This is a genomic window from Ruegeria sp. A5, assembly GCF_056543005.1.
Genome location: NZ_JBQGAV010000003.1, coordinates 169924 through 182995 on the forward strand (window position 1 = coordinate 169924; position 13072 = coordinate 182995).

13 protein-coding genes are annotated in these 13072 nt (G+C 56.1%); 9 read left to right on the plus strand and 4 right to left on the minus strand.

Annotated features, from left to right (window positions below; translation table 11 throughout):
* Window positions 1–3 precede the first annotated feature (3 nt).
* Window positions 4–1227, plus strand: coding sequence for an NADH:ubiquinone reductase (Na(+)-transporting) subunit F (nqrF, locus tag ACR0AY_RS09160; RefSeq protein ID WP_170393981.1), 1224 nt, complete (start codon window positions 4–6; stop codon window positions 1225–1227).
* 133 nt (window positions 1228–1360) lie between these two features.
* Window positions 1361–2140, plus strand: a complete 780-nt coding sequence (locus ACR0AY_RS09165; RefSeq protein ID WP_170511838.1) for a metallophosphoesterase — start codon at window positions 1361–1363, stop codon at window positions 2138–2140.
* A 4-nt stretch (window positions 2141–2144) separates the two neighbouring features.
* Here the strand turns inward: ACR0AY_RS09165 and ACR0AY_RS09170 are convergent, their stop codons facing one another.
* Window positions 2145–2669 (minus strand): CBS domain-containing protein, encoded by a 525-nt coding sequence (locus tag ACR0AY_RS09170; RefSeq protein ID WP_170393976.1) that lies wholly within the window; start codon window positions 2667–2669, stop codon window positions 2145–2147.
* A 120-nt stretch (window positions 2670–2789) separates the two neighbouring features.
* On the opposite strand from ACR0AY_RS09170, the gene ACR0AY_RS09175 reads away from it, so the two are divergent.
* From ACR0AY_RS09175 to ACR0AY_RS09205, 7 genes are all read left to right on the plus strand, one after another.
* Window positions 2790–2975 (plus strand): hypothetical protein, encoded by a 186-nt coding sequence (locus tag ACR0AY_RS09175; RefSeq protein ID WP_170511840.1) that lies wholly within the window; start codon window positions 2790–2792, stop codon window positions 2973–2975.
* Between the two features lie 67 nt (window positions 2976–3042).
* Window positions 3043–4068 carry an FAD:protein FMN transferase gene (locus ACR0AY_RS09180; RefSeq protein ID WP_170511842.1) on the plus strand — a complete coding sequence of 342 codons (1026 nt, stop codon included), beginning with the start codon at window positions 3043–3045 and terminating at the stop codon, window positions 4066–4068.
* A 15-nt stretch (window positions 4069–4083) separates the two neighbouring features.
* Window positions 4084–4314: a (Na+)-NQR maturation NqrM gene (gene nqrM, locus ACR0AY_RS09185; RefSeq protein WP_170511844.1), complete on the plus strand. Its 231-nt coding sequence runs from the start codon at window positions 4084–4086 to the stop codon at window positions 4312–4314.
* Window positions 4315–4329: 15 nt separating this feature from the next.
* Window positions 4330–6000, plus strand: a complete 1671-nt coding sequence (locus tag ACR0AY_RS09190; RefSeq protein ID WP_480454047.1) for a sulfatase-like hydrolase/transferase — start codon at window positions 4330–4332, stop codon at window positions 5998–6000.
* 86 nt (window positions 6001–6086) lie between these two features.
* A complete protein-coding gene (gene gpmI, locus ACR0AY_RS09195; RefSeq protein ID WP_170511848.1) occupies window positions 6087–7604 on the plus strand; it encodes a 2,3-bisphosphoglycerate-independent phosphoglycerate mutase in 1518 nt (505 codons plus the stop codon).
* Window positions 7601–8734 carry a peptidase M23 gene (locus ACR0AY_RS09200; protein WP_170511849.1) on the plus strand — a complete coding sequence of 378 codons (1134 nt, stop codon included), beginning with the start codon at window positions 7601–7603 and terminating at the stop codon, window positions 8732–8734. The genes gpmI and ACR0AY_RS09200 overlap by 4 nt, the downstream gene beginning before the upstream one ends.
* Before the next feature lie 6 nt (window positions 8735–8740).
* The gene (locus ACR0AY_RS09205) at window positions 8741–10084 is read left to right on the plus strand and encodes a S41 family peptidase (protein ID WP_170393963.1); all 1344 of its coding nucleotides are present in this window, start codon (window positions 8741–8743) and stop codon (window positions 10082–10084) included.
* Between the two features lie 48 nt (window positions 10085–10132).
* On the opposite strand, the gene ACR0AY_RS09210 is transcribed toward ACR0AY_RS09205, so the two are convergent.
* From ACR0AY_RS09210 to ACR0AY_RS09220, 3 genes are all read right to left on the minus strand, one after another.
* On the minus strand, window positions 10133–11659 hold the full coding sequence (locus tag ACR0AY_RS09210; protein WP_480454050.1) for an MFS transporter: 1527 nt from the start codon (window positions 11657–11659) through the stop codon (window positions 10133–10135).
* A 63-nt stretch (window positions 11660–11722) separates the two neighbouring features.
* Entirely contained in the window at window positions 11723–12088 is a 366-nt protein-coding gene (locus tag ACR0AY_RS09215) for a hypothetical protein (protein WP_170511853.1), read from the minus strand.
* Window positions 12089–12098: 10 nt separating this feature from the next.
* On the minus strand, window positions 12099–12860 hold the full coding sequence (locus tag ACR0AY_RS09220; RefSeq protein ID WP_170511855.1) for a DUF6478 family protein: 762 nt from the start codon (window positions 12858–12860) through the stop codon (window positions 12099–12101).
* Window positions 12861–13072 lie beyond the last annotated feature (212 nt).

A 13072-nucleotide genomic window follows, 5' to 3' on the forward strand; every position in this document is an offset into this window, starting at 1 on the left:
GGAATGGAAACCTTTGGCTTAGGTGTAGCCCTTTTCACCGTTATCGTTCTTGGTTTGGTTGCCATCATCATGGCGGCGCGGTCCAAGCTGGTTTCAACCGGTAACGTGAACATCACCATCAATGGTGAGAAAACAATCTCGGTCCCGGCGGGTGGCAAACTGCTGCAGACGCTTGCGGCAGAGAAGCTATTCGTGCCCTCCGCTTGTGGTGGTGGTGGCACCTGCGCGCAATGTCGCGTGCGCGTGCATTCCGGCGGTGGCTCGATCCTGCCGACCGAGGAAAGCCATATCACCAAGCGCGAGGCGTCTTGTGGTGACCGGCTATCCTGTCAGGTTGCAGTCAAGCAGGATATGGACATCGAAGTTCCCGAAGAGGTCTTCGGCGTCAAAAAATGGGAATGCACGGTGCGTTCGAACGAGAACGTAGCGACCTTCATTAAGGCTCTAACGCTGGACCTGCCTGAAGGCGAAGATGTGAACTTCCGCGCCGGTGGTTACATCCAGATCGAAGCGCCTGCGCACCAGTTGGCCTATACGGATTTCGACGTCGAAGAAGAATACCGCGAGGATTGGGATCGCTTCAATCTATGGCAGTACAAATCCGTCGTCGCCGAACCGATCGAACGTGCCTATTCCATGGCCAACTACCCGGACGAGAAGGGCATGATCATGCTGAACGTCCGCGTGGCGTCGCCCCCTCCTGGATCCGAAGGCATTCCTCCGGGTCAGATGTCGTCGTATATTTTCAACCTGAAACCGGGCGACAAGGTCACAATCTCAGGTCCCTTTGGCGAGTTCTTTGCTCGCGAGACTGAAAAAGAGATGGTCTTCATCGGTGGTGGTGCTGGTATGGCCCCAATGCGCAGCCATATCTTTGACCAGCTTAAACGCCTTGAAAACCGCAACCGCAAGATCAGCTTCTGGTATGGCGCGCGGTCGAAGAAAGAGATGTTCTTTGTCGAAGATTTCGACACGCTGGCCAAAGAATTTGATAATTTCGAATGGCACGTTGCGTTGTCGGACGCCCAGCCCGAGGATGACTGGAAAGGCTACACCGGCTTTATCCACAACGTTCTGTTCGAGGAATATCTGAAGAACCACCCCGCACCCGAGGATTGCGAATACTACATGTGTGGTCCGCCAATCATGAACCAGTCGGTCATCAACATGCTGCTGGATCTGGGCGTGGACCGCGAAGACATCATGCTCGACGATTTCGGCGGATAAACAGAATCGATCGGTTCCAACCCTTGGGACCGACCATTTTCATATTGGGTCTGATGTTGGGCAGGCTGCCAATATCAACGTCTGCATTTGGCGAATTCCGCATCATGTTTTGCCGCATTGGGCAGCAGGTCTTATGTTAACCGGATGGATTAAAAGGCTTATCGCATCTCAAACACCGCCTGATCGGACGGTGGATCTGCATTCTTTGGCGCCTACAGAAAAATTCTACGCAATCGGAGACATTCATGGGAGGTTGGATCTTTTACAACGGCTCCTGCCTGCGCTGGATAACGACTGTCCGGTGGTGTTTGTAGGCGACTATGTTGACCGGGGCGGATACAGCGCGCAGGTGTTGCGTCAGCTACATCACCTCGACACGAACCCCGAAACCCGGGCGATCTGCCTGAAAGGCAATCACGAAGATATGCTGCTTGGGTTTTTGTCCGATCCAACACGGATGGCGCGTGTCTGGCTGTATAATGGCGGTGCTCAGACTTTGGCTTCGTTTGGGCTTGCGGATATTGACCAGTCCAACCCGCAAGCCGTTGCCGAACAACTGCAGCAAGCGATGGGACAACCGCTTCTGGACTGGTTACAAGATCGGCCGCTGACCTGGACGAGCGGGAATGTAACGGTTGTTCATGCCGCGCTTGATCCTTCGCAGCCGGTCGATCGGCAACAGGACAGAACTTGCCTTTGGGGGCATCCTCAGTTCCGCAAGAAACGCAGGAAAGACGAGCAATGGGTGGTGCATGGCCATACCATCGTCGACGAAGCTCGGGTCGAGCATGATGTCATTTCGATCGATACAGGTGCGTTCATCACTGATAAGTTGACGGCTGCGGAAATCTCGCCTGGTTTTGTCCGATTTATCTCGACAGCGCGCACCGGAATCGAGCGCGTATCAGCGTAAGTCGCTAACCGACGATCATTTGCTTCATTCTAAGTGCTTCGTATTCCAGTTCTTTCAAGCGGAAATGAACCACATCGCCAATGGTGATCACCCCGCGCAGATTCCCATCACTCAATACCGGCATATGCCGGAACCGGCCCTCGGTCATGGTTTTCAGCACGTCGTTCAGATAGTCTTCGGGGCTGCAGGTTTTGACCTCGGTCGTCATCAGATCGGCCACTGATTGGGGTAGGGTCTGGCCGGGCGTTTCCGCCATACGGCGCACGATGTCACGTTCGGACAGGATACCCTGCAGGGCACCATTTTGATCCGTCACAACAACGGCCCCGATGCGTTTTTCGCGCAAGATATCCACGACCGAGTGAATCGTGTCGTTGGGCCGCACCGAAAAAACGGCATCCCCTTTGCCTTCCATCAGTTTCGCAACCGTTGTCTGGGTATGCGACAGATTGGTCTCAACTGATTGACTGCGGGTTGTCGCCGCGGCCTTGTCGCCGCGTGTCGGAGGCTGGTAAGAGCTTGGGGCCATGGGCGGTCTCCTCTTTCACCGGTATTGTCCTTACAACCTACCTTACCGCAGGGACCGGCCCTGTATAGGGTGCAATTTCGAAAACCGGCGTAACTTGCCCACTTCAAAAGGAAATTGCTTTTGAGCAACCTGTATTTGACACCACCAGTTGCCGCGCTGATATTCTTTATCGTGGTGGTCTGCGGCCATAATTTTCGCATGGCTTGGAAACAGCAACCGGAAGGTTGGCAAAAGCGCGCTTGGCTGTTTGGCGTCCCGGCAGCAATCGGGCTTTTCGCATTGGCGTTTTTGCCGCTCGAGATTTGAGGCCGGTTTGACTCTGAACAGGCTCACTGGCATATGCCGGGCAAGAACACTCCCGGGAGATTGCACCATGCGCCCACTGATCGCACTGGCCTTACTTTTGACTGTTTCGGCCTGCTTGTTTGGCAAAGAGCCTGACGTGGTACGCCTGTCCGGCGAGACGATGGGCACCACGTTCAACATCACCGCAATCGGCGATGATTTGGACGAAGCAGCGCTGGGGCAAGCGGTTCAGGAGACCCTGGCGCAGGTCAATGCCAAGATGTCCAACTGGGACCCGAATTCCGAGGTCTCGACCTTCTCGGCCTCAGGCAGCACGGACCCCATGCAAGTGTCAGACGAATTTGCCTTCGTCATCGAGGCCGCAAATGAGGTTCACGAGAAATCCGGCGGTACGTTTGATGTTACCCTTGGTCCGCTGATCGAATTGTGGGGGTTTGGACCGCGAAAACCTGAAGACCCAATTCCGGCAGATGACGAGATCGCGACAGCGCTAGGGCAAGTGGGACAAGCGCGGTTGTTAGACTTGGATCGCGGAGCGGGCACTTTGGCCAAGTCAGAGGCCGGAGTCGGGATCAACCTGTCTGCGATTGCCAAAGGCTATGGCATCGATGCGGTTGCCGCACAGCTGCGCGAGGCCGGGATCGAGAACTATATGGTCGAGATCGGTGGTGATCTGGTGACCATGGGCGAGAATGACAAAGGCGAAAGCTGGCGGATCGGGATCGAAAAACCCGAGACTGGCGCGCAATCAATCCAGTTGATCGTGCCGCTCGACAATCTGGGAATGGCGACCTCGGGTGATTACAAGAACTTCTTCGAACAGGACGGGGTGCGCTATTCGCATATCATTGACCCGACGACGGGCCGCCCGATTGCTCATCGCACCACTTCGGTTACTGTTTTAGCAAACAACGCCATGATGGCGGATGCGTGGGCAACGGCGATGCTGGCCTTGGGGCAGGAAAAGGGCATGGAACTGGCCGAAGAGCATAAACTTGCCGTGTTCTTCATCTCGCGGGATGTGACAAGCGGGGAAGAAGCCTATATCACCGTACAAAGCAGCGCGTTCAAGGATGCGCTGGGGACCAACTGACCGGTAGGAACCGTTATGAGCACCTTTATTCTGGCCTTTTTCCTGTTGCTGATCATCATGGTTGGCATGGCGCTGGGTGTTATGTTGATGGGAAAAACCATCAAGGGTAGCTGCGGTGGCCTGAATGCGATCTCTGGTGCCGATAAATGTGTGGTCTGCCAAAAGGATGTCGATCCCGACAGCCCTCTGCGCGACCAGTTGCAGTGCAAGCGTGCAAAAAAGATGCTGCAACAGATGGAAGGCTAGGGTACCCCTCTTGGCATGAGCAAAGCCAAGAACGTCCTCTTCATCATGTTCGACCAATTGCGCTGGGATTACCTCAGCTGCTACGGGCATCCACATCTGCATACGCCGAATATTGACCGTCTCGCCTCGATGGGTGTGCGGTTCACGCGGGCCTACATCCAGTCACCGATCTGCGGCAGTTCCCGCATGTCGACCTATACTGGTCGCTATGTGCATTCGCACGGCGCGTCTTGGAACGGTATCCCGTTGAAAGTTGGTGAGATCACCATGGGCGATCACCTGCGCAACGCAGGGATGGATTGCTGGCTGGTCGGCAAGACTCATATGCGCGCAGATGCCGAGGGCATGGCCCGTTTGGGGCTTGAGCCCGACAGCCTGATCGGCGCGCGCGTCGCTGAATGCGGGTTTGATGTCTTTGAACGCGATGACGGGATGCGCCCTGAAGGGCCGGATGGGTTTTATGACCCGGATGGCGCCAAAAGGTACAACGAGTATCTGAAAGACAAAGGCTATGAGAGTGACAACCCCTGGCACGACTTCGCCAATTCGGGGCTGGATGAAGAGGGCAATGTACTTTCAGGTTGGTTCCTGAAGAATTCGTCAGAGGCCGCGAATATTGCCGAGGAAGACAGCGAAACGCCTTATCTCACCTCTCGCGGCATGGAGTTCATGGAAAACCATGAGGGGCCGTGGTGCTGCCACCTCAGCTATATCAAACCGCATTGGCCCTATATTGTGCCGGAACCCTACGCCTCGATGTATGGTCCCGAACACATTTTGCCGGTCATTCGGTCCGAAGCTGAAAGGCAGAACGCTCATCCGGTGCTGAAAGCGTTCATGGACACCAAGATTGGCCAGACCTTCTCGCGTCAGGATGTGCGCGAAGCCGTGATCCCGGCCTATATGGGCCTGATCAAGCAGGCCGACGACCAGATGGGGCGGCTGTTCGACTGGATGGAGCAGACCGGGCGGATGCGGGACACGATGATCGTGCTGACCTCGGACCACGGGGATTTTCTGGGCGATCACTGGATGGGGGAGAAAACATTCTTCCACGATGCCTCGACCAAAATGCCGCTGATCATCTATGATCCATCGCGCGAGGCTGATGCCACGCGCGGCACCACTTGCGATGCATTGGTCGAATCCATCGATCTGGCGCCCACGTTTCTGGAGGTTGCAGGCGGTGAACCCGCAGGGCACATTCTGGAAGGGCACTCGTTGCTGCCCATCCTGCACGGTCAGGCTGAAAGCACTCCGCGCGATGTGGTGATTTGTGAGTACGACTACTCCGCATCCCCCATTGCGCAGACACTGAACGCCTCGGTTCGGGATGCGGTCATGTTCATGGTTGCAAACGAGAAATGGAAGCTGATCCATTGTGAAGGGGGCTATCGCCCGCTTTTGTTTGATTTAGAGAATGATCCGAATGAGCTGACGGACCTTGGCGTAAGCGATGAGCATGCAGACATCATCGCCGAGATGTATGATCACCTGTTCACCTGGACGCGGCGCCAGTCGCAGCGCACGACCCGGTCGGAAGAACAACTGCTAAACATGCGTGGATCAAGCCGAGGAACAGGCGTGGTGATCGGTATTTACGACGAAAACGAGATGCCGCTTGAGCTGACCGTTAAATACCGCAACCGCAAAGCGCGACCCTTTGGGGACTACAAGACAGATTAATTCTTCATTCGCGGCCCTAATGACGGTTCAACCTTGAGCGGGCAGGGGGTAGAAGACAGCAACGCCGCCTTAATCGGAGAGCTTTCATGACCGCCCCAAAGCCCGTTGTCCTTTGTATCCTTGATGGTTGGGGCCTATCCGACGACACCAAGGCCAATGCGCCTTATCTGGCAAATACGCCAACCTTTGATGCTCTCATGGCTGAAGGTCCTCATGCGCAACTGATAACGCACGGGCCGGATGTGGGTCTACCTAGTGGTCAGATGGGTAATTCCGAGGTTGGTCACACCAATATCGGGGCTGGGCGCGTGGTTGCGATGGATCTGGGGCAGATTGACCTAGCCATAGAAGACGGTTCTTTCTTTCACAATGAGGCGCTGCAGAGCTTCATCGCTAAGGTGAAAGCTGCAGGCGGGACAGCGCATCTGATGGGGCTGGTATCGGATGGGGGCGTGCACGGGCACCTGGATCACATCGTGGCTGCCGCCAAAGCGGTTACCGATGCGGGCGTGCCCGTGGCGCTACATGCGATCACCGATGGGCGCGATGTGGCCCCGAAATCGGCCTTTACCTATATCGCCGAACTCGAAGACCGGTTGCCCGATGGCGCGAAGGTCGTCACCGTCTGTGGGCGCTACTTTGCCATGGACCGCGATAATCGCTGGGAACGCGTTTCCGAGGCTTATGACGCAATAGTCAAAGGTCAGGGGCGCACCGTGGCCTCGGCCCATGAGGCCGTCGACCATGCCTACGCCCAATCCGAAACCGACGAGTTTATCGCGCCCACGGTTCTTGCTGGTTATTCCGGTATTAAGGACGGTGACGGGTTCTTTTGCCTGAACTTCCGCGCCGACCGTGCCCGAGAAATCCTGCGGGCAATTGGGGAGCCCGGTTTTGCCGAGTTCGACTCCGGTCCGCGCCCGCAGTTGTCGGCGTTACTGGGCATGGTTGAGTATTCCGATGGCCATAACGATTATATGACGACTGTATTTCCCAAGCGGGATATCGTGAACACGCTGGGCGAATGGGTTGCTAAGCAAGGCCTGCGCCAGTTCCGGCTGGCCGAAACCGAGAAGTACCCTCATGTCACTTTCTTCCTGAACGGTGGCAAAGAGCAGCCCGAGGGTGGCGAGGATCGCTTCATGCCCAAATCGCCCAAAGTGGCGACGTATGATTTGCAGCCCGAGATGTCCTCGGCCGAAGTGACAGAAAAGTTCGTCGAGGCGATCCATGGCGGATATGATCTGATCGTCACCAACTACGCCAATCCAGATATGGTTGGTCATACCGGTGATCTGCAAGCTGCGATTGAAGCCTGTGAAGCTGTTGATCAAGGGCTGGGGCAGGTGGTTGCAGCGCTGAAGCAGGTCGGGGGTGCGATGATTTTGACCGCAGATCACGGTAATTGTGAAATGATGGTTGACCCGGAAACGGGCGGTCCACATACGGCGCATACGCTGAATCCCGTGCCTGTTGTTCTGGTCGGCGGCCCCGTAGGGGCAAGCCTGCGCGATGGGCGCTTGGCCGATCTTGCTCCAACTTTGTTGCAGCTTATGGAATTGCCGAAACCCGTTGAAATGACAGGGGAAAGCTTGCTGACATGAGATTGCACCCGATCGTTGCTGCAGCGCTGATTTGGGCCACCCCTGTCGTCGCCCAAACCAGCCCGTCAAAGGCGGCACTAGAAGCGGCCGAGATGCTGGAGCAAGCCTCGATCGCGTTGACTGAGGCCGAATCTGCCCGCGACCGGGTCAAAGCCCTGACCGAAACCATAAAAGCCTACGAGGCCGGTCTGAGCGCTATGCGCGACGGCCTGCGCCGCGCGGCCTTGCGCGAGGCGCAATTGACTGCAGAATTGCAGGTACAAGAGCAGGAGGTGGCGCAGCTGTTAGGTGTTCTGCAGACGATCGAAACCACCGCGCCTCCGGTACTTATGCTGCACCCGTCCGGCCCACTTGGGGCCGCGCGCACTGGTATGATGTTGTCCGAAGTCACGCCTGGGTTGAACGCGCAGGCTCAGGCGCTTGCAAACGAATTGCAAGAGGTACAGACACTGCGACAGCTTCAACAAAACGCTGCCAATACGCTGACCGAAGGGTTGGAGGGTGTTCAGGATGCCCGCACGCAGCTTAGTGAGGCGATAGCGGACCGGACCGATCTGCCTCGCCGTTTCGTAGAAGATCCTGTGCGTACAGCGATCCTGATATCCTCGACCGAAACGCTGGATGGGTTTGCCAGTGGGTTATCCGAGATCACCGATGGTGAGATTGAAGATACAAATGCAGATGTCTCGGGCCGGAAAGGTCAAATCGCCTTGCCCGCACAAGGGGTCATGCTGCACCGGGCGGGCGAAACGGACGCAGCGGGGGTAACGCGCCCCGGGCTGGTGCTGGGCACGCGACCCCGCGCATTGGTCACCGCGCCAACGGCTGCCACGATCCGTTACCGCGGGCCCTTGCTGGATCTCGGGAATCTTGTGATCCTTGAACCCCAGCCCGGATTGCTATTCGTGTTCTCAGGTCTGCATGAGGTATATGGTCTGACCGGGGAAGTGATACCCGAGGGTACTCCGGTAGGTTTGATGCCGGGTGAAACTCCGGAAATCGGCGCTATTATGTCAACAAGCGGTGATGGCACTGGAACTGACTGGTCAGAAACGCTCTATATAGAAGTAAGACAGGATAACAGCCCAGTGGACCCGGAATCATGGTTCCGGACGGACAAGGATGGATAAACGAGTATGAAGAAATTTGTGATGGCCGGACTGGCCGGCACCGTGGCAGGGATAGTCGCAACAACACAGATCGCAGGCCCTCTGCTTGCGCAAGAGGCCGAGAACAAGGCAAGCGTTTATGAACAACTTGATCTGTTCGGTGACATTTTCGAACGTATTCGCGCCCAGTATGTCGAAGAGGTAGAAACCGACGAGCTGATCGAGGCTGCGATTGACGGGATGCTGACCTCGCTAGACCCACATTCCAGCTACCTGTCGCCTGATGATGCCGAGCAGATGCGCGTGCAGACACGTGGCGAGTTTGGCGGGCTCGGTATCGAAGTCACGCAGGAAGAAGGCTTTGTCAAAGTTGTATCGCCCATCGATGACACCCCAGCGGATGCTGCTGGTATCGAAGCGGGCGATTTCATCACTCATGTGGATGGCGAGAGCATTTTGGGGCTGACGCTGGATAAAGCCGTGGACCTGATGCGCGGCCCGGTGGGATCGGAAATCGTGATCACAGTCGTGCGTGAAGGCGAGCAAGAGCCATTCGACGTAACGATCGTTCGCGACACGATCAAGCTGACCGCAGTTCGTGCACGTACCGAAGGTACAAGTGTCGTGTTGCGTGTCACGACCTTCAATGACCAAACCTATCCGAACCTTAAGGAAGGACTGGAAGAACAGATTGAAGAGGCCGGGGGCATCGAAAACGTCAATGGGATCGTTCTGGATCTGCGTAACAATCCCGGCGGGTTGTTGACTCAGGCCATCAAGGTCTCTGACGCATTCCTGGATGAGGGCGAAATCGTCTCGACCCGGGGTCGCAATCTCGAAGATGGTGAACGATTCAACGCAACACCCGGCGATCTGACCGGAGGCAAGCCCATCGTTGTGCTGATCAACGGTGGTTCGGCCTCGGCGTCGGAAATTGTCGCGGGCGCCTTGCAGGATCACAACCGCGCCATCGTGGTTGGCACTAAGAGCTTCGGCAAGGGATCGGTGCAGACGGTCATGCCGCTTCGGGGTGACGGGGCTATGCGTCTGACAACCTCTCGCTACTACACGCCCTCGGGTCGTTCGATTCAGGCGCTTGGCGTCAGCCCGGACATCATCGTCGAACAACCACGCAACAACCCGGTTGACGAGGAAGAAGAAGATACAAACACCCGCACCCGGTCCGAGGCCGATCTGCGCGGCAGCCTGAATAATGACAGCCTCAGCGAGGACGAGATTCGCCAGATCGAAGAGGATCGCGCCAAAGCCGAAGCCACCGCAGAGCTGCGCGAAGAGGATTATCAACTGGCATATGCCATCGATATCCTCAAAGGCCTGTCCGCGTTCAATCCGACCGGGCCGTCACAATAAAGGGGAGGGGGGCCGCCATCAGCGGCCCTATTCTCGCACCCTGAAGCGTTACCCTTCGACCTTGTGCAGTTTTTTCTCATCCAGCATCAGCGCCAGGACGATTCCAGCAGCGACTGAGATCGTGGCGAATACAAAAGCCATATTCATTCCGGTATCAAAGGCCGCCGCAATGGCGGCCTGAACCTTTTCAGTTTCACCTGAATTCAACTTTTCAAGCACTGCTTTTGCCGAGTCTGTGTTCAGCGTTCCACCATTGATCGCTTTCTGATCAGCCTCGGACATTTTGATGCCTGACGCGGTCAATCGGGTTTTCAGGCTGGACAGGCTTGTCACATACATGACCGCCGTCGCACAGGCGACCGCGATTGCCCCATAGACGAGATGGGTCATGAAACTCAGGCCGCCAACCAGTCCGGCGCGTTCCGGCTTAACCGCGCATACAGCGGCTGTTCCCGAAGGCCCGACCGTCAGCGTTGCGCCCAAACCAATCAGCGCCATTCCGGGCAGAATCTGAAAATATCCGGTCCCGGAAGGCATGATGACAACGCTTGCCGCCCCGACTGTGGCGCAAATATACCCCCAAAACAGCAGTCGCTTGGGCCCAAAATCGTTATACAGCGTACCCGAGACGATTGATCCGACCGCTAGCAACACCGTCAGCGGTGCCAAACCCAGCGCCGATTGGAACACAGACCATCCCAAGACTTTTTGCATATACTGCGGAAAATAAAGCAGCCCGACAAAAGCTGCCGAGACGTTGAACATATTCAGACCCAAGGTAATCAGAAACTCTCGGTTCTGCAGCAACTGAGGCATTAGCAAGGGTTCCTTGACCCTCTTTTCGACTTTCGGAAACAGGAAGAACAAAACGGCGCTGACAAAAAACAGCAGCAAAAGCGGCAGCGAAGTCCAGCCCCAATCGGCACCAACATCCAAACCGTAAAGCAAGAGCAAAACTGCAAAAGACAGGATGCCCATCCCGGCAAAGTCGATGTGTTCACCTTTCTTATGCTCGGTCTCACGCTCCATCAGCAGGATCGCAGTCGTCATCGAAATGCTGGAAAACACCACATTGGCGAGGAAAAACAACCGCCAATCACCCAGATTGACCACCGCGCCGCTAATCATCGGTCCAAAGACATTACCAGTGGTGACACCCGCCAGTATCAGCCCCATCACCAATGCGCGGTGTTCTTCTTTCGACACTTTGGTGGCTCCAAATGCCAGTGTGCAGGGCCACACGCATCCCGCCCCGATCCCCTGCAAGGCGCGTGCGCCGATCAGGTAGTCCAAACCGGGTGAGACAAAGCATAAAACCGACGCAAACAGAAAGATCGAAAGACCGATGATCATCATCTTGCGATGACCATACATGTCGCCCAGGCGACCTCCGGCCACCATCGTCATCGCAAAGAACAGAGCGTAAATATTCAGAACCCACTGGGTGCTGGTGATGTCGGCGTCAAAGCTGTTTTCGATTGCCGGGACCAGCATCAGGGCACCGGTAAAATCGATCCCGATCCCGAAACCCGTCACCATCAGCGCGATGACCTTTATGATGCTGTTGCGATCCATAGGCCAATCCAATGATGCACGTATGGACCTGAAAAGATAGGGACAATCCTATCGGTACTGTGGTCAGGTTTCGCTTTGAGATGCCTGAGAGCGGCGGAACGCGCGCTTTAACATGTCCAACTCGGCGCGCAACAAAGCGACTTCGGCCCTCAGATCATCTGCGGCGGGTGAACCGGCGATGATGGTGAAATCCCCCAGCTTATAGCCTGTTGTTCCATCGTGAATCACGACAGTATGAACACCTTCCGACAGGGCGGCGGGCGGCACTGGGATGCGCAAGGCCCAGCCATCTGTTGCTGGTTCCAACTCAACATCAGTCAAAGGCTCACCAAGAAACAGCACCTTGATCTGAGGGGGGCTTTCGCTGGTCAAATGGCCTTCCCACAGGCCGTTGTCGAAGCGGATTGGTGTCAGGGTGGTATGAGACATTGAGTACCCTTTACAGATCGGCCCGGTGGTAACGGCAGAATGTCAGGTCACGAAACACCACACGGTTCATCGCGGGTTGATCAATGATCAGATCCAGCCAGAGTTTCTCAATTCGACGCTCATTCACGTTCAGATGGGCCAGATCAAAATCTACAGTCGCCGCAGGTGTTGAAAGATCAAGTTCGCGCAGAACCTGCTCGGTATTTGGGCCATGCTGAATGTTCAGGCGGGCGAAGACAACGGTAGAACGCTCGCACTCAACCAGAGTGTCGACCCTCATCAGATGCTGGCGGGACAGATTTATGGCGGCATCCGTGGGCAGATCAATGGAAAGCGACAGGAAAGATCCCTGAAAATCAAATACCTCAACGGCCAGACTGAAAGGCGCCAAATCCTTGTCTCGCCGATTTCGGATTTGCTGCAGCCCGATCTCGACCTGGCTGCAATCGTGAAACAGGATGACCTGCCCATCCATCCGCGCCTTGCGCGGGGCCGAGGCTATACCTTTGCGGATCAGTGGCGTCCGCCACAGGTCCGGTCGCCACGACCAATCCGTTCCCAGGGGTTTTGGAAACTGCGTCGCCCCAATCAAGGGTTGGATCAGGCGAGCATCAGCTTTTTGAATTGCTTGTTCAAGTTTGCCGCGCAACCGCCGGGCGTCATCACGTTGGCGGCGAAGCTCAGGCAGTGCGAGGTGGTCAGACTGCTGCGCGGCACGCTGCCAGCGCCCGAGAGCCTTTAGTTGAACATATCGATCCAGTAATCTGCCCATCGCCCCATCTTTCAAGACAGCCCCTCTTTAGTCAAAGTCGGGGCAGGGGACAAACCAGTCTTACTTGATTAGCGGATAAATCTTCCCGAATCCTAAATGTGATCTCCTATCCAGCTGGTTTCTGCGTCGCAAAGAGCCGCCATTCTTGCAATAGCTCGGGCCGAGGCTTACCGTCGGCGCTCGGGCAATCGGCATTTGTCCCGGATCATACA